The sequence below is a fragment of the Bacillus sp. FSL K6-0972 genome, assembly GCF_037976035.1.
Lineage (GTDB): Bacteria > Bacillota > Bacilli > Bacillales > Bacillaceae > Bacillus > Bacillus haynesii.
The window spans coordinates 4,252,115-4,278,199 of the sequence record NZ_CP150260.1; the positions used below are offsets into that span (position 1 = coordinate 4,252,115).

The 26,085-nt window shown below is 46.0% G+C and carries 23 protein-coding genes; 5 read left to right on the top strand and 18 right to left on the bottom strand.

All coding sequences use genetic code 11. The features are described 5' to 3' along the window. Position 1 precedes the first annotated feature (1 nt). The 9 genes from MKX80_RS21585 to MKX80_RS21625 all read right to left on the bottom strand — a co-directional run bounded on the left by MKX80_RS21585 (position 2) and on the right by MKX80_RS21625 (position 9,560). The gene (locus MKX80_RS21585) at positions 2-1,369 is read right to left on the bottom strand and encodes a glycoside hydrolase family 43 protein (protein WP_234113287.1); all 1,368 of its coding nucleotides are present in this window, start codon (positions 1,367-1,369) and stop codon (positions 2-4) included. Positions 1,370-1,530: 161 nt separating this feature from the next. Then, positions 1,531-2,973, bottom strand: a complete 1,443-nt coding sequence (locus tag MKX80_RS21590) for a DEAD/DEAH box helicase (protein WP_154999731.1) — start codon at positions 2,971-2,973, stop codon at positions 1,531-1,533. A gap of 138 nt (positions 2,974-3,111) precedes the next feature. After that, entirely contained in the window at positions 3,112-4,512 is a 1,401-nt protein-coding gene (locus tag MKX80_RS21595) for a hypothetical protein (RefSeq protein WP_234112453.1), read from the bottom strand. A 342-nt stretch (positions 4,513-4,854) separates the two neighbouring features. Beyond that, complete coding sequence (locus MKX80_RS21600; RefSeq protein WP_234112454.1) at positions 4,855-6,156, bottom strand: pyrimidine-nucleoside phosphorylase; 1,302 nt, start codon at positions 6,154-6,156, stop codon at positions 4,855-4,857. 30 nt (positions 6,157-6,186) lie between these two features. Beyond that, positions 6,187-7,368 (bottom strand): NupC/NupG family nucleoside CNT transporter, encoded by a 1,182-nt coding sequence (locus MKX80_RS21605; RefSeq protein WP_154999721.1) that lies wholly within the window; start codon positions 7,366-7,368, stop codon positions 6,187-6,189. A gap of 81 nt (positions 7,369-7,449) precedes the next feature. Continuing rightward, positions 7,450-8,121: a deoxyribose-phosphate aldolase gene (gene deoC / locus MKX80_RS21610; RefSeq protein WP_154999719.1), complete on the bottom strand. Its 672-nt coding sequence runs from the start codon at positions 8,119-8,121 to the stop codon at positions 7,450-7,452. A 125-nt stretch (positions 8,122-8,246) separates the two neighbouring features. Continuing rightward, complete coding sequence (locus tag MKX80_RS21615) at positions 8,247-9,185, bottom strand: sugar-binding transcriptional regulator (RefSeq protein WP_154495458.1); 939 nt, start codon at positions 9,183-9,185, stop codon at positions 8,247-8,249. Positions 9,186-9,242: 57 nt separating this feature from the next. Then, a complete protein-coding gene (locus MKX80_RS21620) occupies positions 9,243-9,335 on the bottom strand; it encodes a DUF4275 family protein (protein WP_326086210.1) in 93 nt (30 codons plus the stop codon). A 141-nt stretch (positions 9,336-9,476) separates the two neighbouring features. After that, the gene (locus tag MKX80_RS21625; protein ID WP_326086226.1) at positions 9,477-9,560 is read right to left on the bottom strand and encodes a hypothetical protein; all 84 of its coding nucleotides are present in this window, start codon (positions 9,558-9,560) and stop codon (positions 9,477-9,479) included. Between the two features lie 255 nt (positions 9,561-9,815). On the opposite strand from MKX80_RS21625, the gene MKX80_RS21630 reads away from it, so the two are divergent. From MKX80_RS21630 to MKX80_RS21650, 5 genes are read left to right on the top strand one after another with little or no spacing between them, the layout of a single operon-like run. Next, on the top strand, positions 9,816-10,898 hold the full coding sequence (locus MKX80_RS21630; protein ID WP_268315654.1) for a lipoprotein YdaJ: 1,083 nt from the start codon (positions 9,816-9,818) through the stop codon (positions 10,896-10,898). After that, positions 10,879-11,730: a diguanylate cyclase gene (locus MKX80_RS21635; protein ID WP_234112457.1), complete on the top strand. Its 852-nt coding sequence runs from the start codon at positions 10,879-10,881 to the stop codon at positions 11,728-11,730. The genes MKX80_RS21630 and MKX80_RS21635 overlap by 20 nt, the downstream gene beginning before the upstream one ends. Continuing rightward, positions 11,720-13,450, top strand: coding sequence for a DUF2334 domain-containing protein (locus MKX80_RS21640; protein WP_268343258.1), 1,731 nt, complete (start codon positions 11,720-11,722; stop codon positions 13,448-13,450). Before MKX80_RS21635 ends, MKX80_RS21640 begins: the two co-directional genes overlap by 11 nt. After that, positions 13,443-14,705: a glycosyltransferase gene (locus tag MKX80_RS21645; protein WP_234112459.1), complete on the top strand. Its 1,263-nt coding sequence runs from the start codon at positions 13,443-13,445 to the stop codon at positions 14,703-14,705. The genes MKX80_RS21640 and MKX80_RS21645 overlap by 8 nt, the downstream gene beginning before the upstream one ends. Positions 14,706-14,710: 5 nt before the next feature. Next, positions 14,711-16,831, top strand: a complete 2,121-nt coding sequence (locus MKX80_RS21650; RefSeq protein WP_268343257.1) for a cellulose biosynthesis cyclic di-GMP-binding regulatory protein BcsB — start codon at positions 14,711-14,713, stop codon at positions 16,829-16,831. A gap of 37 nt (positions 16,832-16,868) precedes the next feature. Here the strand turns inward: MKX80_RS21650 and MKX80_RS21655 are convergent, their stop codons facing one another. The 9 genes from MKX80_RS21655 to MKX80_RS21695 form a co-directional block, all read right to left on the bottom strand. Beyond that, positions 16,869-18,158, bottom strand: a complete 1,290-nt coding sequence (locus MKX80_RS21655) for a valine--pyruvate transaminase (protein WP_182069700.1) — start codon at positions 18,156-18,158, stop codon at positions 16,869-16,871. Next, the gene (locus MKX80_RS21660; protein ID WP_234112461.1) at positions 18,155-19,393 is read right to left on the bottom strand and encodes a DUF6421 family protein; all 1,239 of its coding nucleotides are present in this window, start codon (positions 19,391-19,393) and stop codon (positions 18,155-18,157) included. The genes MKX80_RS21655 and MKX80_RS21660 overlap by 4 nt, the downstream gene beginning before the upstream one ends. Beyond that, positions 19,390-19,956, bottom strand: a complete 567-nt coding sequence (locus MKX80_RS21665; protein WP_268293817.1) for a prephenate dehydratase domain-containing protein — start codon at positions 19,954-19,956, stop codon at positions 19,390-19,392. The genes MKX80_RS21660 and MKX80_RS21665 overlap by 4 nt, the downstream gene beginning before the upstream one ends. 1 nt (position 19,957) lies before the next feature. After that, on the bottom strand, positions 19,958-21,235 hold the full coding sequence (locus MKX80_RS21670) for an ATP-grasp domain-containing protein (RefSeq protein WP_268293818.1): 1,278 nt from the start codon (positions 21,233-21,235) through the stop codon (positions 19,958-19,960). Then, entirely contained in the window at positions 21,192-22,130 is a 939-nt protein-coding gene (locus tag MKX80_RS21675) for an EamA family transporter (RefSeq protein ID WP_043926191.1), read from the bottom strand. The genes MKX80_RS21670 and MKX80_RS21675 overlap by 44 nt, the downstream gene beginning before the upstream one ends. A 209-nt stretch (positions 22,131-22,339) precedes the next feature. Then, complete coding sequence (gene fba / locus MKX80_RS21680; RefSeq protein ID WP_268293819.1) at positions 22,340-23,218, bottom strand: class II fructose-1,6-bisphosphate aldolase; 879 nt, start codon at positions 23,216-23,218, stop codon at positions 22,340-22,342. 21 nt (positions 23,219-23,239) lie between these two features. Continuing rightward, the gene (iolI, locus tag MKX80_RS21685; protein ID WP_154999293.1) at positions 23,240-24,076 is read right to left on the bottom strand and encodes a 2-keto-myo-inositol isomerase; all 837 of its coding nucleotides are present in this window, start codon (positions 24,074-24,076) and stop codon (positions 23,240-23,242) included. A gap of 65 nt (positions 24,077-24,141) precedes the next feature. Further along, complete coding sequence (locus tag MKX80_RS21690; RefSeq protein ID WP_026589371.1) at positions 24,142-25,008, bottom strand: sugar phosphate isomerase/epimerase; 867 nt, start codon at positions 25,006-25,008, stop codon at positions 24,142-24,144. Between the two features lie 23 nt (positions 25,009-25,031). Then, a complete protein-coding gene (locus tag MKX80_RS21695) occupies positions 25,032-26,066 on the bottom strand; it encodes a Gfo/Idh/MocA family oxidoreductase (protein WP_268323827.1) in 1,035 nt (344 codons plus the stop codon). Positions 26,067-26,085: the final 19 nt, after the last annotated feature.

A 26,085-nucleotide genomic window follows, 5' to 3' on the forward strand; every position in this document is an offset into this window, starting at 1 on the left:
TTTATCTATACATGCTTCCCCAAACCGCATCTCCCTCACGAGACAACGCACTAAACGTCATCACCTTACGCTCAGAAGCCGCATCCCACTGACGCAAAAACACGCCATCGTAGGTTTTTCCGTCGATCTTGAGTTCTATTTTGTTGTCTCCCGTGTTCTTCCACTTCCCGGACACTGCTCCTGTTATTTTGCCATTTTGATTTAAGCGGATTTCTTTCGATTTTTTGATATCTGCGGAGATGTCTTTACCGTGCCTCACCAATTCGTAGTCGCCAATCACATCTGACTTTTTCACCCTTTCGAGCTTCTCTCCGGCATAGCGGTGAGGGGCGACAACCGGCCAGCCTTGTTTGTTCATCAGCAATTGGTGGACGCGGACTTCGTGCTCCTCGCCCCGTCCCGGGAAGCGGGTGTGGAAGATTAAATACGATTTGCTGCTTTTTTCATCGTAAAAGGCAGAGTTATGGCCCGGCGATACATAGCCGTTTTGATTGCTAAATGAGAAATTTCCCATCAGTTTAACACCGTACGGTTCGATTGAACGATCGTCAAAAAACGTTCCTTCTTTGCCGCGGACGTCAATCATCGCGTGGCCTTCTGCATCATAATAAGGGCCGTCAGGGTTTTTGGAGCGGGCGACGCGAATGTTGTACCCGCCGTCAGCGGCAAGTCCCCCGAAGGACATGTACAGGTAGTAATACTGCGTTTCAGGATGGTAGAGAATGTATGCGCCTTCAATCCGGCTGTGATTGCCGCCGATCAGCTTTTTGCCGTACCCCTGTCCCGGAAGCGGAAGTCCGGTTTTCTTATCCATTTCTAAAATAAAAATTCCCCCGGAATAGGAGCCGTACACCATCCACAGTTTTCCTTTTTGATCAAAGAATGTATGCGGATCGACGACATTTGGGTGCTTTGTCGCGTCATAAGGCGTGCCGTCATTGCTGATCCCGTCCATTCCCGACTTTAGGAAAATGCCTTTATTTTTGTACGGGCCTTCAATGTCGTCTGCGACAGCAAGCCCGAGGGCAGATCTCGGAGAATCCCCGCGGCAGGCGTTGTAATACATATAAAACTTGCCATCCTCAAGCTGGGTGACATCAGGTGCCCACAACGTATCAGATTCAGCCCATTCAAAGGTTTCTTTTAATTCTTCATAGACGTTCGGAATCAGAGGATTGCCGTCGTGAACACTCGAGGAAATTTGCGTCCAATTCATCAGGTCCGTCGATTTGGCCGAAGCTAAATGGGAGCCGAAGACATAGTATGTGCCATTCGCTTTAATTATCGATGGATCATGTACCGTCACTTCTGAAAAAACAGGTTTTTGAGTTTGTGCAGAAGCTTGGTTTGGCGCGAAACATGCAGCCATGATGAAAAGCAATGCAAGGACTTGGATGAAATACTTTTTCATATTCATTTGTTCTCCTTTCTTTTCAAGCGCTTTCATTTTTTGACAATCCATCATATGCTGCTTATCCAAGGTTTATTACGAACAAAAAAGCTCCCGACAAAGTCGGCAGCCTGAGTTTATTACCTCGCTTTATGCACTTTCAGCAATTTCCCTTTCACGGTCGTATTTTTCATCGCATCTAAGACGAGCGGCCCTTTGCCGTTTAAAATTTCAACGAATGAACCTTGCTCTTGTATCGTGATAATCCCAATATCCTCAGCGGAGACGCCATCAATTTTAGCAATCGTTCCGACGAAATCAACAGCTCTCAGCTTCTTCTTTTTTCCCCCGTTAAAGTAGAGCCTCATGATTTCCTTATTTAACGATTCGCTCTTGTCCTGTTTAAGCTCCGGCTTCCTATTGATTTTCTTTTGAAACGCTGCTTTTGCCCGTGCAATTTCTTCTTTTGACGGCGCCTCAATCATAGGAATATGAAAACCGATATAGTCTTCAATGTCAGCGATCATCCTCTTTTCACGCGGACTGGCAAGAGTAATCGCTTTTCCCCGACTGCCGGCTCGGCCTGTTCTTCCGGTACGATGCACATAGCTTTCTTGATCTAATGGCAGCTCATAGTTGATGACATGTGTGATGTTCTCAATGTCGATCCCTCTTGCCGCCACATCTGTCGCGATTAAATAGCGAAACGCTCCCCGTCTAAAGCGGTTCATCACGGCAAAACGATCCTCCTGAGGCATGCCGCCGTGAATTTTCGCGCACGGATAACCCAAAACGGATAGGCGCCGCTGCAACTCATTCACTTGCTCCTGTGTGCGGCAAAAGACGATGCAGCTGTCCGGGTTCTCAACAATGAACAGATCCACTAAAAGCGAAAATGAATCATTTTCATTTACAATGATCAGTTGATGCTCGATGTCTGCGGTTGTCGTACCGCCTGCTTTAATCTCGATTTTCAAAGGGTCTTTCATATATTGAAGGGATAGCTGCTCCACATCCTCCGGAAAAGTTGCTGAAAACAGCATCGTCAGCCGTTTTTCAGGCAAATGGCGGATGATCGCTCCCACTTGATCGATAAATCCCATATTCAGCATTTCATCGGCCTCATCGATGACAAGGTATTTCAGTTTTTCTAATGGAAGGGTTCCTTTTTCAATGTGATCCAATACGCGGCCCGGCGTCCCGACAACGATATGGCATTTTTGCTTGAGCTCTGTTTTTTGCCGTTCAAAGGATGACTTCCCGTAAACAGCCGCTGCTTTTATTCTTTTATAGCGGCCGATGTTCGTCAAATCCTCTTTAACCTGAGCGGCAAGCTCGCGCGTCGGTGTCAAAACCAAGGCTTGTGGTTTGTTCTCTTCCCATTCGGTCAGCTCGCAAAGCGGAATTCCGAACGCGGCCGTCTTCCCGCTCCCCGTCCGCGATTTCACCACAACATCCCGCTTTTTAAGCACCGCGGGAATCACTTCGCTCTGCACCGCAGTCGGCTGCTTATACCCTAAATGATCGAGCGCTTTCGTAATATCGCCGCTTAATGCATAGTCTCTAAAACTGGCTTTGCTCATGAATGAACTCCTTTTGGTCATATGATTTCCAGTGAATGACGGTGTTATGAATGTGATTATACGCTAATCTTTCCTGATTTCAAAAAGACATGAAAAAGAGGCTGCAATATGTGCAGCCCTAAGAAACATCCTACTGTATCAAGAGTTTTCAAAAATTAATCCGATCATAGTAAGCTCCCACAGCAAAACAGCGATGAAAATGACGCCCACTAGACGCTGTAATACAAAAGGGAGACGGGCTAAAACGATTTGGACTTCGTAATTTAAAGAGGAAACCAGGATGGCTACATATCGAAAAAAATCGGTGATCAGCCCATTTGATTCATCATATACGTTGGTTTCATATAGCTTAATGATTAACGTGGGTACAAACAAAGAAACAAAAGCAAACACCATGTTAATCGTTAAATATATGATAAGCGCAGAATTCGGATACGGTATATCCCCTGACATCGCAAATCCAAAAAATAAACTAAAAATAGAAAAAACAAATATACCTATTGGGATATTGGTCTTTCTTATAGCCCTTGAAGGAGGGCGCGTAACTGTCTTTTTTGTTTGAAAACCATATACCAACGAAAGTAAAATGATAAACAGCTCAGCAGTGAAAACAAACATAAAAAACATAACATTGGCGTCTTTTTCCCAATAAGGCTTATTCATCAACAATAAAGCAGTTAACAACAAAAGAACAAGATTGCTTCTCAGCCAGAAGAATCGGCTATTTTTAAAAGAGAATTTAAACAGAAATCCCTTGTCCTCTAAATCAAAAAATTCATTCATTGTATCCACTATTTTCTCAAAATATTCATTTACAGCAACAGGCTGAAGATAAAGTGAACCGTTTTTTTTAATATTTTCATAATCTAAATGCCAAATGAAATTATCGTTTCTTAATAAAAACACAGCTTGATCTAATCTCGACTGTCTTGTAATCGAGTCACTTTCAAAAAACGAAATATTATCCAGCTCTTGATCGTTTGCCAAAAAGTCAAAAGAAAATTGGCTACTAGTCGGATGTGTTTTCGGATCTTCCGCCATTCTCTTGATGACTTCAGCTTCCACCTCATGAAACTCATCAAACGAATCTTCATCCATTTGAAATATGTCACACTCTGGTTTTTTATTACTATATGAATGATAAAATGTTTTCAACATTTCTAAAAACGGCTCTCTGCTTTTTAAAATTGAGAAGCTATGATTTTGGTTCTCGATTTCTTCTACAACCATTTCATCTTTTTGGACATGATGAATGATCATCTCCTTTTTTCGATGAGTACAACGAACTTTTCGTTTTGATTGTATAAGGAGATGAATTAAGCTTTCTAATCCTTCTTTCAAGTTGGATTCTGTGTCATCATCCCAATGTCCTTTTTGCTTTAAAAGGTTTTCGGCATGAATAGAGAATGGTTCAATGTCTTTTCCATCTCGAATCAGCTGCTGTTCATGAATAATGTCCTCAGCAGCTTTTTCATATCTGCATAATAGCAATGCAGCAACGAGTTCTTGTGTTGTTAAAGTAACTTTAGAATCTAACATTGATCTCCCTTTTTGATCGGGTTCACCTCATTTTTCAGAAAATAAAAATCCGCACGTTACTATTCGCTTATTCCACTGTAGTTCGGTTAGGTATATTGTTGCTTTATGGGGGAATCTAACGTTCTTGTAAATCAGACCTTTTTCATATTACAATATCATCCAAAATAGGTAAATAGGATAATGGACTTGGTTTTCTTGGATTTTCTTGAATCGACAATTCAAGATACAAACGATGTTATTTAAAATAGCGTCCTGGACTTAGTTCAAATGACCTTTTCTCAAATTCCGTGACATCAAAAAAACAGCACACACCCAAAGGTATGTGCTGTTTTGCATGTTCCTCTATTCCGTAATCACCGTATGCACAAGCTTCGGTGCTTCGGCTGTTTCCGCGATTTGGATGTTGTCGTAGACTTTTGCGATGACGTCATCGACATTTTCGCGGTTTGCGTATAGGGTAACCAATGGTTCGCCTTTTTCGACTGCGTCGCCGACTTTTTTGCGGAGCATGATGCCGACGGCGAGGTCGATTTCGTCTTCTTTTGTTGCGCGGCCGGCGCCCAGCAGCATGGCCGCGACGCCGATTTGATCGGCGACGATTTCAGACACGACGCCCGCTTCTTTGGCAGGAACGTCGATTTTATAGGCAGCCTGAGGCAGCTTTTCGGGGTTATCCGCGACAGAGCTGTCGCCGCCTTGGTTCTGCAGGAAGTCTTTGAATTTTTGCAGCGCTTTTCCGTTTTTCATTACATCGATCAGTTTCTCTCTTGCTTCGTCAAGAGTCTCCGCTTTTTTGGCGAGAACGACCATTTGGCTGCCCAATGTTAAGACAAGCTCAGTCAAGTCTTCAGGACCTTCGCCTTTTAATGTATCAATCGCCTCTTTCACTTCAAGTGCATTTCCGATGGCAAACCCCAGCGGCTGGGACATGTCGGAGATGACGGCCATCGTTTGGCGGCCGACATTGTTTCCGATGCGGACCATCGCTTTTGCAAGGTTGACGGCGTCTTCATCTGTTTTCATAAAGGCACCGGCGCCTGTTTTGACGTCAAGGACAATCGCATCCGCCCCAGCAGCGATTTTCTTGCTCATGATTGAACTGGCAATCAGCGGGATCGAATTGACCGTACCTGTCACATCGCGGAGGGCGTACAGTTTTTTGTCAGCAGGCGTCAAGTTTCCGCTTTGGCCGATGACGGCGACCTTGTCGCGGTTGACGAGCTCGATGAATTCGTCTTTAGAAAGTTCCACGTGAAACCCTTTGATTGCTTCGAGCTTGTCAATAGTTCCCCCTGTGTGTCCGAGGCCGCGTCCCGACATTTTGGCGACCGGGACGTCGAGAGCCGCGACAAGCGGTGCAAGTACGAGCGTCGTCGTGTCGCCGACGCCTCCTGTTGAGTGTTTGTCGACTTTGATACCTTCAATCGCGGAAAGATCGATCGTTTCGCCTGAGTTGACCATCGCCATCGTGAGATCGGCCCGTTCTCTGTCTGTCATGTCCTGAAAATAGATGGCCATCGCCAGAGCGCTCGCCTGATAGTCAGGAATGCTTCCGTCAGTGTAGCCTTTAATGAAAAATTGAATTTCTTCTGTTGTCAATTCTTCTCCATTTTGTTTCTTTGTGATGATATCAACCATTCTCATTGTGATCACCAGTCCTTTTTTCAAAGTTTATCAATAAATCAATCCTACAACGGTCGCTGTCAGGAAACTGACGAGCGTTGCGCCGTACAGCAATTTCAAGCCGAAGCGTGCGACGACGTTTCCTTGTTTCTCATTCAGTCCTTTAACCGCACCGGCGATAATACCGATCGATGAGAAATTGGCAAATGAGACGAGGAAGACGGAAACAATCGCTTCGGTGCGGCCGCTGAAATGGAAGCTGCCTTGTGCGAGAGACTGCATCGCGACAAATTCATTTGAGACCATCTTGGTTGCCATGATACTTCCAGCATTCACCGCTTCATGCCATGGGATACCCATCAGGAAGGCAAACGGCGCAAAAATAAATCCGAGCAGTTCCTGGAATGATATCCCTAATGCGGCGCTGAAAATGCCGTTAATCATTGCAATGATCGCGACAAATCCGATCAGCATGGCGGCCACGACGACGGCGACTTTAAAGCCGTCCATAATATATTCGCCCAGCATTTCAAAGAAGGATTGTTTTTCCTCTTCCTGTACCTCTACCATATCATGTTCTCGATCGACTTCATAAGGATTGATAATCGATGCGATAATAAATCCGCCGAATAAGTTCAAGACTAGCGCGGTGACAACGTATTCGGGCTTCAGCATCGTCATATAGGCGCCGACGATAGACATCGAGACGGTTGACATCGCCGAAGCGCACAGCGTATAAAGTCTGTGCTTAGGCAGCAGGCCCAGCTGTTTTTTTAACGAAATGAATACTTCAGATTGCCCCAGTATCGCCGAGGCAACGGCGTTGTATGACTCCAGTTTGCCCATCCCGTTGATTTTGCTGAGCGCAAGACCAATATATTTTATAATAAACGGAAGGATTCTCCAATATTGCAGAATACCGATTAAAGCAGAAATAAAAACAATCGGGAGAAGCACGCTGATGAAGAATGTGGATTCATTCACATTCACCAGTCCGCCAAAGACAAAATTAACACCTTCTGCGGCATATTCAAGCAAATACCCGAAGCCTTTGGCAAAACCGCCGACAAGATAGTTTCCGATACCCGTGTTCAGCAATATATATCCCAATGCGAATTGCAGCACGATCATGACGATAACCGGACGGTACTTCACTCTTTTCTTTCCGCTGCTGACCAGCCATGCAAGCCCTAAGACGACAAATAAACCAATGAGCCCGATGAGATATTTCATGTTTTGATCCTCCTGGTGATGTATTCGCTTACATTTTTGTATCTGCGCGCAGGAAGCTTCCGCTTCCCGCCGCACTGGATCTTAGTAGTTATCTTCATTTTTTCCTTCTGCTCCGCTGACGATGGAAACGCCTGCGCTTGCACCGATCCGGGTCGCTCCTGCTGAGATCATGCTTTCAACGTCCTCTTTTGTTCGAATACCTCCGGATGCTTTGACACCGATGTCAGGTCCGACTGTTTTCCGCATGAGGGCGATGTCTTCCGCTGTCGCTCCGCCGGTTGAGAACCCGGTTGAAGTTTTGACAAAATCGGCACCCGCAGCAACAGCCAAGCGGCAGGCCCGCTCTTTTTCCTCGTCTGTCAACAGACACGTTTCAATGATGACTTTAACAAGCGCTTTACCTTTTGCGGCTTCAACGACCGCGCGGATGTCCGCTTCGACAAAGTCGTCATCTCCGTCTTTTAAAGCGGCGATGTTGATGACCATGTCCACCTCTGTCGCACCTTTTGCGATCGCGTCTTTTGTTTCAAATGCTTTTGTCTCTGTCGTGTTGGCGCCCAACGGAAAACCGATGACCGTGCAAACGTCGATTTCCGTTCCCTTCAGCTCTTTGGCGGCAAATTCAACCCATGTCGGGTTGACGCAGACTGAAGCGAATTGGTATGTTTTCGCTTCTTCTATTAATTTCTTAATCTCGGATTTTTGTGTATGCGGTTTCAATGCTGTATGATCAATGAGATTTGCAATCGTCATATACTAGCACTTCCTTTGTATAAGATAGTTTCAGCATAACCGATTTCTGAACAAATGTAAATTATCATATGAAATTTTGTTCAATAGAAAATAAAGTAAAATCCAGGCAGTTCTTCCTGGACACTTCAGTCATCTAGCAGTTCTTTCGCCGTATGCTGATCAATAATCAGCACATTGGCATACTTGCCTTTTAGTGCACCATGAATAGCGGCTTTTTTCCGGCTGCCGCCCGCTACGAGAATCGACCGTTCTTTTTCCCTCAAGTCAGCCAATTCAATGCCGATCGTCCGCGAGTCGATAGCATGGCTGCAAATGTTTCCCTCCGCATCAAAAAAGCGCGAACAAATATCGCCGACTCCACGTTCTTTCAGAAGAGCTTTTTCCTCTTCATGAAAATACCCCAGCCTGAACAGCAGGGCTTCATCGCGGACCGTACCGACTGTAAATAAAGCAATGTTCGCCTGTTTGCCCATTTCTATGATCCGCTTAATATGCCTGTCCTGCTCAACCATCTGTTTAACTTCCGGATTGTCAAACACGACCGGAAGCGGCAAATACCTCGGCATCGTTTGAAAAGCTTCGGCAAACAGCTGAATCGTTTCAGACGAATAAGTATTGACGCTGGAATGGCTGATTCCGCCCTTCAGTTGTACGACCTCTGCGCCCTTCACCTGTTTAGGCTGCATATTTTGGGCGATTTGGTACATCGTCGTCCCCCAGCTGACGCCGACAATGTCGCCGTCCTTGACTGCGCCGTGCATATATTCGGCCCCGAAGCGGCTGAGATAATGCGTGATGGTCGTATAATCCGCGGTCGGCGAAAAGACAACATGCGCTTCTAGAAGCCCGTATTTTTCCTCAAGCATCGCACCGAGCGCATCCATATCTTCAAACGGGTCCATGACGCGAATTTGAACATACCCCTTTTCCTTGGCGAACTGCAGCAGCCTTGATACCGTCGGTCTTGAAATCTGCAGCTGTTCGGCAATTTGCTGCTGGCTGTAGTCAGACTGATAGTAGAGCCTAGCAGCTTCAATGCTCAATTGCTGTTTTTCCTTGTCCATCACGTTCCTCCCCTTTAGTAACGCTTTAACCCATATTATATAGGTTCATGCTCCATCTCATCCAGCTGAATTGCAAAAATACGTTCCGTATGCCGAATCATGCGACACCGCATATGTCCATGTCATGTTTTTATCCGTTATATATACCATCTTCCGGCGGCTGTCAGTTCTTTAGCATGGCGTCATCCGATTGCTGATAGAACAAAAAGCAAGCACGCTTCAGCTGGTTGTTAAAGGCCTGATCCGCCTTCCGCCGGTAAAACACGTCTTCATCTTACAGCTGAATAAATGCTACAAAAAATGGCTCACCAAGATCGCGTCTTTTTCCGGAAGCTCAAGGCCTGCAGCAAAACGGTTTTCCCTCGTTTTTCTCAAGTAAGAGCCCCACTTCGGTATTTCTGATGATGTTCATTCACGTCCTCTGTTTATTCTTTTTGATATTTTTTTCTTGAAAAAGCAATACGAAAATCCTGCTATTGATGGAAAAACATTTTATTATTGGACTTACGTCCTCTTTTTGGATAGTCCAAAAAGATCAAAAAAATCTAGCAATCTCCATTTTTTCATTTATAATAAATAAGTCAAAATCATTCTAAAAAACATTCGGGGTGATCTATCGTGAAAGCACCCGTGAGGTATATATGGATTGGTATGATCCTGTGCTTTTTATCCGTCAGTCTGGCCGTCGGTTGTATCAAAGCTGAAGATCAGTCAGATGATGACAAAAATGATGCAGCGCTGCAGCCTGCCGAACAATTCGTTTACCATCATTTAATGAGCGATCAGGGGCTGATCAAAACCAGCTTTTCTGACCAGCCTGTTTACTTGTCGGAATCGCTTGGCTTGTGGATGGAGTTTTTGATCAGCAAAAAAGACGGCGAACATTTTCATGAGCAATATCAGCGCCTGACCGAATCCTTCCTTATGAAAAACAACCTGGTGTCATGGCAAATCCAAAACGGCCAGCCAAGCGGTGTGAACGCCCTGATCGATGATCTCAGAATCATGATGAGCCTCGATCAAGCGGCAGCTCTATGGGGAAACAGCGAGTATAGACAAACCGCTCTGAACATCGGTGCCGCATTAAAAACGCACAACATGAACAACGGGATATTGACGGACTTTTACGACTCCGCCTCTCAATCCGCATCAAAGGATATCACGCTTTCCTATATCATGCCAGATGCTCTATCCATCTTGAAAAAAAACGGAGTGATAGATAAGGAAACCGAAAGGCGGAATGCCAACATTCTTTATCGCGCTCCTTTGAAAAACGGTTTTCTCCCGAAAGCGTACAGTACAGAAACGAAAGCATACACCTATGACCATGAAGTCAATCTCATTGATCAGCTTTACACAGCTTGGCATTTACCGCCGAAGGATCAAAAAGCCGTTGTATTAGCGGATTGGCTCAAACAGACGTTTCAAACCGGCGGAAAACTGTATGGCCGGTACTCGATCGATACAAAAAAGCCGGCGGTTCAATACGAGTCTCCATCCGTCTACGCGTTGGCGATTTTATTTTTCACCAACCAAAACGAAGATAAAGCCGTCATCAAAGCGCTGTATGATCGAATGAATGATTTTGAAATTCTTGATTCGTCCGAGACGTATTATGGGGGATATATGAGCGGAAATGATACGCATTCTTTTGATAATCTGATGCCCCTGTTAGCCGAAAGGAAGCTTTTAAATGAAAATATCATTCAATGAATCGCAAAAAATGTTCACTTATATGACGGGGCTTGCAGCAGCTCTTGCGTTATTCATCCATTATGTCTCTGACCAGCAGTCCGAACCCATTCTCATCATTTGCATCACACTTGCCATCATCGCAGCGGGAATATGGCTCGGATCGATTTACGCACTGGCCGGGACCATCATCGTCCTGTTTGTTCTCGGAACTTTGATGATGTTTTTTCACACAGGCCAAGGAGGAGCCGCTTCGTCTGAAACGGGACTGCAAATGCTCGTCATCTGGGGAATAGCGCTTTTGCTGTTTTCCTTTATGTCAGGGAGAATTCATGACATCGCGATCGGACTTCACCGCTCTGTCAAACACCTTCAAGACGAAATCAAAAGCTTTGTTGCGATTGACAGGGTGACAGGCTTTGATAATAAACAGAGGATGAAGCTGGAGCTGTCAGAAGAAATAAAGCGCGCGGAACGGTATGGCAACTCGTTTGTTTTTTTGCTTCTTCAAATGCATTATTTCAAAGAGTTCAAATCTCTGTACGGAGAAAAAGAAACCGATCGTCTCTTTCAATTTGTCAGCAGTCAAATCAGATCATGTGTCCGGGAAACGGATAAAAAATTCCGTCCTGCCGAGGAGCGGTTCGGCATCCTGCTGACACACACGCCTGCTGAACATATGCCCGCCGTCCTTGAAAAACTGAAGAAACAGCTTGACACTTATCAGCTCAAAAACGGCAAGTATGTCACCTTAACCTTCCACGTGTGCCACTTATCATATCAAAACGATTTAACAACTGCTGATCAATTTTTAGAAGAACTAGAAAACGAGATGATGATGAATGAACTGTAAGCGGATATTACTTCTATACGCGGCTGTACTTATCCTGTCTGCGGCTTTTTATGTTCCGGACACCGCCGAGGCAAAGCAGCAGGAGCACGGCATTCTCATCGTCTATTCAACACTGGATGGCAAAAAATCAGCCGATGTGAAAATGCTCGACCTTATCGCTGGCCATTTTACATCCCGTGTGACCGTTGTAAAAGACACAGATATCAAAGCATCGGATCTCGCAGGAAAAGACCGCGTCATCTATTACGGCCAAACAAAAAGAAAGCTGAGCAAGAAGCTCGCGCAGCTAATCAGCTCCTCCCAAAAACCTGTGATAGCAATCGGCTTTAACGCCGGACAGTTCAGCCAATTCGCAGGTCTTTCGCTCAAAAGCAAAGACAATGTGTATCAGATTCGCAGCACAAATGAAGAAAGCGATACCTCTTTAGAAAGCGGAGTTCGTGTCCTCGGCGTATCAGGATTGAAGGGAAAAGCAATGTACACATACAAAGCTGACGATGGAAAAGCGCACCCTTTTGTATGGAAAACCGGCAAAGGAAACGTGTACATCGGTTTAACCGATTTGCTAAACAACAACCTCCTCGCCGCTAAGCAGCTCAGACAGGCATTTGGTGAAACGGCGGACAGCACGCTTTTATATTTGCGGCTTGAGGATATCAGCCCGATGTCGGATGAAAAACTGCTGCTCCAAGCCGGGTCTTATCTGCATAAACGAAATATTCCTTTTATCCTTTCTGTAATTCCGGTATATGTCAATCCTGAAACGGGCGACAAAGTCTATATGTCTGAAAAGCCAAAGCTGGTCAAAGTACTGAGGAAGCTGCAGGATATGGGCGGAAGTGTAATTGTTCACGGGTATACCCATACATACCGCTACAGCGAAACCGGTGAAGGATTCGAGTTTTGGGATGCCAAAGCCGATCAGCCGATCACATCGCAAAATGCGGAAGAGCCCGCGACCCTTTTGCAAAAGGAACAGAACTTTCCAAATGAACAAGCATATCAAAACTATTTGGAGCCGTTCAGAAAAAATGAAGAAACATACACGCGGCAGAAGCTGACGAACGCTATTGAGGATCTCACCGCGGAAGGGCTGTATCCGCTCGCGTTTGAAGCGCCGCACTATACGATGTCAGAGCAAGGCTATCAAATCGCCTCACAGTATTTCACAAGCTTGTTCGGCCAGGTTCAGCTTAGTGATACAACATGGAAAACATCAGGCGCCGGGCCTTTTGTTACGAATCCGGTCATGCTCCATGGGATGACGCTCTATCCTGAGACGATCGGCTATGTCGATCAATCGGATCAAAATCCGCTCGGCAAAGTCGAGGAGCGCATCTCTCAAATGATCGATTTTCAAGGCGGAGTAGCCGGCGCATTTTACCATCCTTATCTTGGAATGAAATATCTCCCTGAACTGGTTGATCAGATGGAACGCATTCCAAACAGCGAATGGCTCGATGTTAAAAAGACAAAGCAAACCGTTAAAACAGATAAAGTAGAAATTCACACAAGCGGAGATGGAACGATTCAAGTCAAAAGCAAAGTCAGCGCCATTGAGACGTTTTTCGATCATCACCAGCAAAGCCCGCTGGAAAAGGCGCTTTGGATTCTCTCCCTTATTGTGCTCTTGTTTGTTGTCATGTTTGTGAGCTACACCCTTTACTTGAGAGCCACATTAAAAAAACGAATCTTTAAGGAGAGAAGAAGCCGTGGGTAATGTTCTGTTCTTAGTCTCGTTAAGCTTAATATGGGTCATGCTTCTGTATCACATGTTTCTGATGCAGGGCGGATTCCGCCACTATATGACCTTCGAACGGAACATTCCGAAGTGGAAAGAGAACATGAAGGATCTCCCGAAGGTCAGCGTACTGATTCCGGCGCATAACGAAGAGGTCGTCATTCGGCAGACGCTGAAGGCGATGGCCAACCTCTATTATCCGAAAGACCGGCTGGAGATTATCGTCATAAACGACAATTCGTCCGACCGGACGGGTGACATCGTAGGCGAATTTTCCAGACAATACGACTTTATTAAAATGGTCGTGACCAAACCCCCGTATGCCGGAAAAGGTAAATCGTCAGCGCTCAATTGCGGTTTTGCCGAATCAAACGGGGACGTCATTTGTGTATATGACGCCGACAACACGCCGGAAAAAATGGCTGTTTATTACCTTGTCCTCGGGCTCATGAATGATCAGAAAGCCGGAGCGGTGGTGGGAAAATTCCGCGTCATCAATGCGGCGAAAACATTGCTCACAAAATTTATCAACATCGAAACGATTTGTTTCCAATGGATGGCACAGGGCGGGAGATGGAAATGGTTCAAAATCGCCACGATCCCCGGCACCAATTTTGCCATCAGAAGAAGCATTATTGAAGAGCTGGGCGGCTGGGATGATAAGGCGCTGGCCGAAGATACCGAGCTTACAATCCGGGTCTACAACCTCGGCTATCACATCCGCTTCTTCCCGGCGGCCGTCACTTGGGAACAGGAGCCGGAAACGTGGAAAGTCTGGTGGCGGCAACGGACAAGATGGGCGCGCGGCAACCAGTATGTCGTCCTGAAATTTTTGGCTCAGTTTTTCAAACTGAAGAGAAAACGGATTATTTTTGATTTGTTTTATTTCTTTTTTACGTATTTTTTGTTTTTCTTCGGCGTCATCATGTCAAATGCGCTTTTTGTGATCAATTTATTTTATAATCTGCATCTTTCATTCGGTTTTTTGTCTATCATCTTATGGATTTTGGCTTTCTTTCTATTTATGACGGAGGTCATGATTACACTGAGCATCGAAAAAACAGAAATGAACAGGCAAAACTTTTTCATCGTTTTTCTGATGTACTTTACATACTCGCAAGCTTGGATTGTGCTCGTGATTTATTCTTTATTCGTCGAAATCAAGCACCGCCTGTTCAAGCAAGAGGTTAAGTGGTACAAAACAGAACGATACAATCAAAAGAAAAGCGGGTGACTTTTTTGAAATATATCTTCATATGTCTGGCAAGCTTCATGCTGATCATGGCGACGGGACATGCTGCGGCGGCCAAAGACGTTACAGTAGACGGCTCAATCCTTGAGGAAAACAGCCAGGAACAAGCCAAACAGCAAGTGCTCACAAACGATCTCTTGACTTTGTACGGGGCAAAAGACAGCGCCGAGCTGACGTATCAAATTCCGGCGGGCGCCTCCTCTGCCCATCAGCAGCTCACACTTGAATACGAGGCCTCAGACCTTTTAATTTCACCATCTTCTTTAACAGCCGAGATTGATGGTGAACCGGTCAAAACGGTCAAGCTTGCTGGGAATGCCGGGAAGAAAACGCTGAAATTCGCGCTAAACAAAAGCCAGTCGTCTCCAGGGTTTCACAGCTTATCACTGAAGTTCTACGGTGTGGTTCATGAAGGCGTCTGCGTCAGACAGGACTCCTCCGGGAACTGGATCAAAATTTACCCGGACAGCCGTCTGAATATCGGGGAAAAGAACGAATCTAAAGGAGTGGCGCTCGAACATTATCCTTATCCATTCGCCCAATCCGGCAGCTCCGTGGAAAAAACGGCAATCGTCATTCCGGATGATCCAAGTTCGGCTGAAATCGAAGCTGCAGTTAAAACAGAAGGCTACCTTAAAACGGTTGACAATAGCATCAGCACGAAGATCTTGGGCGAATCTGACCTGGCGAAGATCGACAGGCCGACGATTTTGATCGGCGTCCAACAACATTGGAGCGGCAAAGTGAAAAAGCTATTGAAGCAAGCGAAGCTCGAAGCAAAAGGAGACAAGTTATTGCTTACGGAACGGATGCTTAAAGCAAAGGATAAGCAACAGCCTGTATTGTTTGCGGCCGCAGCATCTGATGCTGTGCTCTCAGAAAAAATCAGCGTCATCACCGACAAAACGTATGCCGCCCAGCTCAGCGGCGACACGCTGGCAATCGGAAAACTTCAGCAGCATAGCAAACGGGACGGCAGCAAGCTGACACTCGAGGATTTCGGGGCGGGGGATTTGACAATCGGGTCCGGGCAGACATCTTCCGAGCATTTTTATTATCCTGCACCGGCTCTATTAGACAAGAATCAACCTGCAAAGCTTTCTCTTACGGTGAAAAAATCGGAAACAATACAAAAGCAGGCCGGCCAAAACGACTTATCTGCGGAACAGGCGGAACTGAAGGTTATGATCAATGGTCAGCCGCATTCCGTCGGACTTGACGATTTAGGAAAAGAAGACAAAAACGGCTTTTACCATGTTTCTTTAAAAGTCGATCCGAAACTTTTGCAAAAAAACCGTTATATCGATATTCAATTTTCCTCTTCAGGCTTGAAAGAGAACAACCCTTGCTACGCGACGAACGAAGACAAATGGATTTTTATCGATAAACAGAGTGCATTGTCTTACCATGTCAGCGACACGTCAGCTTCAGCCGATTTTCAAGCGTGGCCGCTTCCCTACGCGGGAGATCAGGACAACAAAACGCTGATGATCCTGCCCGACAACGCGGATCAGTCAAAGCTTGATGAGCTTTCGCTTGTGGTCGGCTCCTTCGGCAGCGAAGCCCGGCAGGCATTCACAGTGAAAACATCCTCTGAAGTCAAACCGGATGACGTGAAAGGAAGAAACGTAATCTTCATCGGAAGTGTCGATCAATTCTCTCTGCTGAAGGAAAAAACAGCCGAATTGGCTGTTCCGACGGCGAAAAACGGGACCTTCGATGTATCATCTTTTCAAATGCTGAATGAAACGACAAAACAAGTCGCGTTTACTCAAACGTCGCTGTGGGATTCAAATTACTCGATGGCTGTTTTCGCGCCGTTTAAAGGGCAAGGCACAGCAGTCACAAAAGAAATGATCAACTTTTTGAACAGCAATGATTTCGCAGCAACCGTTGTGAATGAAACGGACAGCCATCAGCTGTTTACAAACCATCAGCAGCTGACAGCAAAGTCCGCTGAAACCAAGACGGATGATAAAAAAGAAAGCAATCCGCAGCATGTGCTGTACATTGCCATCCTAATCGTAATCATAGCGGCGGCGGTTATTTTTATTTTGACAACGGCAAGGCGCAGAAAAAGAAAGGCCAATGCCGGCGAAAGGGATTGACGAATAAAACAGGGGCTTGCTTTTAGCCCCTGTTTTTTTATAAATATTCAATCTGTTTCTCATATACACCCTTCACAATTTTAGCTAAAACATCGATTCCCCTTATGATATCTTCATCCGCCGCGGTTAGGCTGATTCGTATACACTGGTGTGAATGCGCCATGTGCCGGTATTGATGGTGAAAGAAAGATGAGCCGGGAACGATGATGACTCCGTCCGCTTTCATATACTCATACAGCGCGGCATCAGTCACCGGCAGGTCTTCAAACCACAGCCATCCGAAAAGCGATCCTTCCCCTTGATGCAGATACCATTTGATGTCTTCGGGCATCTTGCATAAAAGCGTTTCCTTGAGCAGCATGAATTTATTGCTGTAATATGGCCTGACTTCATTTAGCGACACGTCGGCGAGGCGCCCGTCATTCAATACAGAAGCCGCCATATACTGCCCCAGCCTTGAAGAATGGATTGCCGCATTAGACTGAAAAGCTTCCATTGCCTGAATATACCGAGACGGCCCGATGGCGATTCCGATCCTTTCCCCAGGCAGGCCTGCTTTTGAAAGGCTCATACAATGAATGATCTGATCGTTGAAAATCGGTTCCATGTCGATAAAATGAATCGCCGGAAAAGGCGGAGCATATGCGGAATCAATGAAAAGCGGAACATTCGCTTCTCGGCAGGCGTCTGAAATGAACGCTACATCTTCTTTAGGCAAGATGTTTCCGCAAGGATTGTTCGGGCGCGAAAGCAAGACAGCGCCGATACATGGATCGGTCCGCATCCTCTCTAAAAACGCCTCACGATCCATCTCATATCGAAACGTATGATCATCCAATGCCGAAATGAGCGGAGGAATCCCCTCAATCATGTCCCGTTCCAGTGCCGCTCCGCTGTATCCCGAATAGTCGGGAAGCATCGGAATCAAGGCTTTTTTCATCACAGACCCGCTTCCCATTCCGCAAAACGAATTGATCGCCAGAAAAAACAGCTGCTGGCTTCCGGCTGTAATCAGCACATTCTCTTTTCGAATGTCAGCGTGATACCGCTCTGAAAAGAAGCGGACAACACTTGCAATCAGTTCATCGGTTCCATAGCTCGATCCGTATTGGCCGATCACCGAAGAAAACCTGTCATCGTCAAGCAGATTGGCAAGAGCCGACTTCCACATGGCTGACACACCTGGCAAAATCATTGGATTGCCCGCACTTAAATTAATGTATGACCGCTCTCCGCCGGCCAGGACTTCCTGAATATCGCTCATCACAGCCCTGACCCCTGTCCTCTCATTCATTTTCTCTCCGATTTTGCTTAATGCCGGCTTCACGCTTCCAGTCTCTCCCGTTCAAACCGAAGACGGGCGGTTTCAATTTTCTTATTGATCTCGTCAATGAAATATGGTTCCGGGACGCTGAACCGTTCGCCTTCCCGTCCGGGAGGCAGGTATTGTCTTACATAGCGTTCCGCCGCCTCTTTGTATGCCGAGTCATCCTTGATCTCTTCCAGCTGTTCGATTTCGGCCACAAGCTTTTTTAAATCGTCCATGCATCGTGAAAGGTCAAGCGATACGGGCTTCTCTTCTCCTCTTTGAATGGAACTGCCGTTTTCAATGATCCAGCTGAACAGAAAATAGCCTGTCCCGGAATCAAAATTCCGCGTTGCATTATGCTGACTCGGATAGCGCAGCAGCCGCTCATACAAAACAAATTCGATAATTTCCTCCCAGCCGTCATATCGCCGCTCCCACAAGGTCAGGATCGCTTGGCAATCGACCTTGACTTCTTCTAAAATGCCTGCGAAAAAATTCATTTTCGCCTGAATATGCAAATGAAAAGGTTTTTTTCCGCAATGATGAAAATAGTCATGAAGGTAGCCCCACAACACCCTTGCTTCATATGTGCGGTCAGGGGAAAGCTGAGCCGACTTGAAAGGCGCATGTTCAAAAATGGCCCTCGCTCTTTTGAGCGTGTCCTCATGGTAAATGTGATAAAACTTATTAAAATAGAAAATCGCGAATGTCTGCGATGTGATGTTCTCTTTTGTTTTCACATTTTCCGGGAAGAATACGATGCATTTTTCTTCCGTGAACCCCTTTGTTCCGGCGAGAAGCTTGAGGGATTGGCAGCCGTTTTCAGGATGAGGCAGCTCCTCTTCTATTGGCCTCATCATGGCAGGTTCTTCACGAACGGCTAAAAAGGCTTCAAAATAGCAGCCTTTCGCATGAGGCCCATTCGGCGTCACGATCGGCGCCGCAAAAAAGGTCGTCTCCTGATCATTCGGAGCCCTGTAAGCCGTCAATAGCCGGTCAAAATACGGCGTCTCTCCTAATCCGCGTCCGATCCAGTCCAAAACGTCCTGTTTAAACGCCGCTTTTGCAGCCGTTAAGTGAACCGCCTCATAAACGGTTCCTGCGTCTTCAATCAATTGCAGCAGAAGCTGTTCCGCCCTTTCGTGATGCTCTGTAATCTGTCCTTTATCATTTTGGTATGTCTGCAATTCATGAATGTTCGGTACAATCTGCTCGTTGACCATGTTTACAATGTCCCCTGTCAATGTCGTCATCGGCTTCCTCCTTCGATTGATTTAAGCCCGTGAATCGTAAAGCACATCGGCACTTCCCCAAAATCTTTAATGACTTTCAAACGGTGTTTATCAGCCGCTTTAATCGTCGTGATGCAGCCGTCAGCCGCGTTTGAAGCGCAGGCCAGGGCCGCTTGTGCATTGCTTGTGACCAATTGAACTTGACTGCTGAACAGCTTCGCCAGATGGGCGGGAGCAGGGTGTGAAGCGACGGTTTGAATATCCGATGCCATCGTGTGCTGTTTTGCGGCAAAAACCATGTTGTATGTTGGCATCACAAAACTGTCTATGATCTTTAAGTCCGCTAAATTCTCAAATACGATTTGATGCAAAAACGGGTAAACGGCACAGCCTAATAGGACTGAATTTTCTGTCGATTTAACATAGAGCAGCGCTTCTTCCAACGTTTCATAGAGCCTGACTTCCCCGCGGACTCCTTTGTTTTTAAGCCAAAGCAGGCCGGCTTTTTCGCAGTTCGTGCCTTTGGGACCGAGCGTATGGACAATCATTACGGCTTGCTCTTCCTGCACTTTAGTCGAGATCATCTTAACCTCCTATTGTACCCGTCAGATTATTTTGATATATGATATGAAGCTCATCATCCAGCTCCCGGTAGAAAGCTGCACATTCTTCATAAGAATGATGGCTTGTTAATATAAACCCCGGATAACCGGAAAAGTGCGGGTACGGGAGGATTTTTGCGCCTCTTCTGATAAATTGAAACACCCGCTTAACCTCCGGCCTCTGTTTGACTTCTTCCAGTCCGTCGATTTTTTCAAAAATGCCGGAGCCCTGTACAGGAATGATATAATTGCCGGCCGTCCTTACAGACCGGATCTCCTCTTTAAACTCGCTGCTCTCCAGCGGCTTTAATGCATTTTGCAAGACAAGCTGCATAAAGTTGATGCCCGTGCTCTCTTTGACGATGTAATGGGAAACCCCTGAACCGCCGATTCTGGCGCCCACCTCGATGACATAAGGTGTTCCGTCCTTGTCCAGCCTCAGCTCTACATGAGCCGGCCCCTGGTGAATGCCCAGCGCTGAAACGGCGCCCGTCACTTCCTTGACAATCGCAAGGCGCGTCTCTTCCTTCAATTGAGCCGGAGCAATATAGACGCCTTCTTCAAAAAACGGCCCTTTGCTGTTCCCCTTGTATCCAATCGAAAGAACATGTACGTTTCCTTGAATCGACAGCGTTTCAATCACAAATTCCGGCCCATCGATAAATTGCTCGGCTACGATGCCCGTTTTGCCCTGTACGAATCGATTGAGGTCCCTCTCGTTGACGGCCTCGACTTTCCGGACGGCCTCCTCAAGCTCCTTTCGATCATCAACACGGACGACGCCCTGGCTTGAGAAGCCGTTGACCGGCTTGACGACTAATGGATAAGTCAGTTTCCTGTCTTCCAGGTCAGCGAGCGTATGGAACTCGTGGAAAACCGGCGTATTCAGGCCGTTTTGCTGAAGGATGCTGCGGGTTTTATTTTTATTGCGGCAGTTTTCCATTGTTGTAAAAGGAAGCCCCGGCAGATTCAAAGCTTCAGCGGCTTTTGCCGTGAAAGGCAATGCCGGCTCAAACAGTGTCATAATGCCGTCAAACGGAAATTCGACAAATGTCTGTTTGATGATAGCCATCGCCGCTTCCTTATCTTCAAATAACGGCAGCGGCACACAGCGTTCCACAGACGGAAGATTGCCCGGGAAATCTTCGGCTGAATGGTAAAAGAACGTGACCCTCAATCCTAAACGCTCAGCTTCTTCAAAAATAAATGGCAAGTGCTTATTTTGACAAATGATGGCCAAGCTTTTGTTTCGTTTCGTCAATTTTCGCGATCCTCTCTTCTTTTTTTAAGTTGATGAACATCACACCGAATATGACAAACAGCGTTCCTAAATAAATGTTCGCATTCAGTTTTTCATCCAGAAACAGAAATCCGATATAAAGCGCAATGACAGGGGAGATAAACAAGTGGGAAGTCGCTTTTGAGATGTGCCATTTTTTAAGCAGATAAATGTTGATCCAAAAACCTAATATCGAGCCGACAACCGCTAAATAAAGCAGCGCATAAAGGCTCACGCCGGAAAACGTTCTTGTCCCGCTTTCAAAGATGAGGCTGCTGATGAGCAAAACCGCTCCGCCGCTCAGCATCGAAAGGGAGTTAAAGCTTAAGATTGGAAGCGAACGGATTCTCTGCTGTACTTTGATTTGAATAAAAGCCGAGCCAAACATCGCACACAAAATCACAATCATTGCAACGATTTCAATAACATCGACTTTGATCAACAGCTGATTGCCAAACACGATTGTAATGCCGAGCAAAGCAAGGCATATCCCCCATTTTTGCAATTTCGTCGCCGGTGTCCCTTTAACGAGGCGGTTGATCATCAGGGCAAAGACTGAAATGCTCGCCGCTAATATAGACACCAACCCGCTCGGCAAATAAAGGGAGGCCCAATAAACAGATCCGAATGGAACGGAAAAATACATGATGCCGTTCAAAAACGACAGCACTAGCAGTTCCTTTGACAGAACAAACTGCCTCCGTATCAAAAGAAACGCCGCAATCAAAATGCTTGCGATCATAAACCGCATGCCGGCGGACCAAAATGGAAGGCTGTCACTCAACCCGGCTTTTTGAAAAGCCCATGTCGTCCCGCCGATCAAACATAACACGATAAATAAAATATGAACCCGATACTTTAAAACGTTTGTCAGCATATAGCATTCACCTGGTTTTGTTATTGTCTTGCTGGCATTTATTTTCAGAAAATAAAATCTTTTCTGATCAAAATGGATTATGAGGGAAATTATAACTATTATATCAATTACAGTCAATCATACTTTTGAACCTTTAGAATATCTTTACAAATACTGTGAACAAAAAAACACTCACTTCGATAAGTGAGTGAAGGTAATATCAGTTTAGCTTATATTTCTATCTTTTGGGTGCATACCGCTTTTCCGGATGACCCGAATTCTCTCATTTTATGTTTGACCGTTTCTTTGACTGCGCTGATCCCTGGCGTCATATAGGCGCGGGGTTCATATAAATCGGGATTGTCTTTAAACATGCTGCGCGTTTTCTCGGTCCAGGCCACCATGCATTCGGTATTAATGTTGATTTTCGCATGGCCCATACGGATCGTTCTTGCGATTTGATCAGCCGGGATGCCCGAAGCTCCATGAAGAACAAGCGGAATGTCCGTTACCCGTGAGATTTCTTCCATTTCCTTAAATCCCAAATTAGGCTCGCCTTGATATTTTCCATGAACGGAGCCGAGTGCGGCTGCCAAAGCATCGATACCGGTTTCTTTGACAATCCGTTCGCATTCACCGATGTCGGCATACTGCACCCCGCCGATGAGCCCGTCTTCCATGCCCCCTACGGTGCCAACCTCTGCTTCAACCGAAACATTGCGAGCCCTGGCATATGACACGACCTCTTTTGTCATGGCGATATTTTCATCGATTGGTGAATGCGAGCCGTCGATCATGACTGAGCTAAAACCCGCGTCTATCGCTTGCTTGCAGCGCTCCGGATTTTTGCCATGGTCAAGGTGAAGCACGACGGGAACGGAGATCGACATTTCCTCAATCAAAGCCGCAACCATTGCGGAAACCGTCTTAAATCCGCCCAAATAATCGATGAGCCGGTCCGAGGCGGCTGCGATGACAGGTGACCGTTCTTCTTCCGCTGCCTCTAGAATCGCTTTTGTCCATTGAAGGCCGTTAATATTAAATTGACCGATTGCATAATGATGTTCCTTTGCTTCTTGAAGAAGTTCTTTCATGGAAACGAAAGCCACGTTCACCCCTCCTATCCCGTATTAAATCTTGAAGTATTTTGAAACAACTTCAACTGTTGTTTCTTTGGCCGTTCGAATCGTTTCTTCCGCGCTCAGCTTATAGTATTCAGGTCTGAACAATTCAACTGAAACGACATCCGAAAAACCGATGTCTTTCAAAGTCGATAAGTGGGCATCCAAGTCGATGGCACCTTGTCCCGGCCAAACACGGTCTTCATCTCTTAAAAAGCCGATTGGAAAGTCTTCCGTATCATCGATATGATAAATGAAGATTTTCTTGCCGTCCGCTTTTTTCAAATCCTCAAGACTTGAGCCCATTGCATGGAAGTGGAAGCTGTCAAGAACAAGGCCGACATTATCGCGGTTCACGGTCATGACGATGTCATAGGCCTGGCTGAACGTATTGACTGTGCACTCCGGATGACCGACAAACTCGACAGCGATCTTTACGCCGTACGGCTCCGCGATGTCTGACAGCTCTGTCAGCACTTTGACGGAACTTGCTTTAATATCTTCTTTTAAGATTTTTTGTTCGGTGACAAGCGGTACCGCGACCACGTATTTCACACCGAGCGTTTTGCATGTTTCCATCATGCCTTTAAATTCTTCGATGATTTCACGGTGCCCTTTTTCATCGCGGTTGTTGAAAAAGACAAGGGCATTCAAGGCCAGCGGCTTAATATGATGAGTTTGAAAATACTCGGCTAACTCTGAGAGAGAATGGTCTTTTAAATACTCAGGCAGCTTATCCATCGTCCGGATTTCGATATAATCGTATCCGTGCTTCTCACAGTATTCGAGATCCTTTGCAAGGTTTGAATTTTCCAACGTCGTTGCTTCATTAAAGCATAGCTTCATATTAGATTCTCCTTATCTCATATCCTTGTGAAGAGAGAGTTCGGCATGGCGCCGAACTCAGGGGCTTATCCTAATAGTTCCTGTTTCAATTTTTCAAGCATGAATCTGCTTGATTCATCCGCTCTTTCGTCGACCCAGGCAAAAACGGCATTCGTCGCAATTCCGTCGAACTTCATCTCTCTCAGCTTTCTGAAGATCGTATCAAAATCAACCTCGCCTTGACCAATGTCCAAGTGCTGGTGAACTGTTACTTTCGCGTCAGGCGGATTGACGATGTAGCGAAGGCCATGAGCCGCTTTATGATTATAAGTATCTGCAAATAAAACATGTGTGAGGCGGTCGCCGGCTTCGTCAAACATTGTCTCGATGTCGCCTTTGCCGTCATCATAGAAGAATGTATGCGCAGTCGAGTAGACAAGATTGATCCAATCCTTGTCAAGCGCGCGGATCATATCCATCGCACCTTTGTGTGTTTCGATAAAATCGTACGGATGGGCTTGAAGATTGAGTTTAATGCCTTCTTTTTCAAAGACTGGGAGAAGTTCATCCATAGATTTGATAAATTTTTCTTCGCTTGTTAAAGGATCATATTTTGAACCGCTGAATTCGCTGTTCATCAAATCTACTTCAAGCTCAACCGCAATTTCGATCGCCCTTTTCCAATTGCGCACGGCTGCCTGACGGCGATCTTCATCAGGACCTGCCCAGTGGTAAAGCGGAAGGAGCGACGAAAGCTTAACACCGGTATCTCTTAAAAGCCGCTTTAATTGTTTGATTTTAGCAGAATCGACTTTCGGATATTTATAGAATGGACAAAAATCTTCGCGCGGCGATAGTTCGATATATTCGTAGCCAAGCTCCGCCGTTTTATAGACCGTTTCCTCCAAAGTTAAATCATCACGATACATCGATGGATCCAATGCTAATTTCATACTTTTCACTCCTCGGAAAGTTTTTATTTTTTAACAGTAGTAAACGTTTGGTAGAATTCCGGTTTCTCCTGAAGCGCCACAGGTTCTTTCTGTCCGGATTCCTGAGCTTTCACACAGGCGTCCGTCGTTACGGCGGCGATATAGCCGTCCCATGCAGTCGGCCCGCTGACCTCGCCTTTCTGTTGGATCGAATCAATGAAATCTTGGATTTCTACATCGTAAGCGTCTACAAAGCGGCGCTGCCAATCCATAAGGATATCTGTCGAGAATTTTCCGTCTTTTCTGAGAGAGATGCTTGACGGTTCAGGAAGCTTCACGATTCCGTCTTCGCCGACGACTTCACACTGGATATCGTAGCCGTACTTGCAGTTTACATAGATTTCCGCATTGATCACGACTCCGCCCTTTGTTTCGATGATGACGATTTGCGGATCACGCAAATGAGGAAGCGCGTTTTTCGATTTTTTCGGATAAATGACCTGAACGGATTCATAGTCATCATTGATCAGCCAGTGCAGGGCGTCTATTTCATGGACAAGTGTATCGACAACAGCCATATCTGTCGTATAGTTGTCGCCTACAACCGGGTTGCGGTGCGCACAGTGGATCATGAGAGGCTCGCCGATGACCCGGTTGTCGATCGCTTCTTTCAGCTGTACGTATCCGCTGTCATAACGGCGCATAAAGCCGACTTGAACGAGACGTTTGCCCGCTTTGATTTCTTCATTGACGATCCTCATGCATCCTTCCGCAGTCGTCGCCAGAGGCTTTTCGCAAAATACGAATTTGTTTGATTTAATCGCTTTCAAAACGCTTGATTGATGTGCCGGTCCCCAGCTTGTTACTAAGACGGCATCTACATTTCCGGCTGCGATTAGACTGTCGTCATCCGGATAGACCTTGGCGTTCAGGCTGTAGTCCGTTACAACTTGCTGAGCTGCCTCCTGGTTTACATCGGTGACCGCGACAATTTCGCCGCCGGCTAATTTATTTGTGATGCGGTTGATGTGTTCTTTTCCGATTGCTCCTGTACCAATAACACCAATGCGTAGTTTCATTGATAGCCACTCCTTCAAA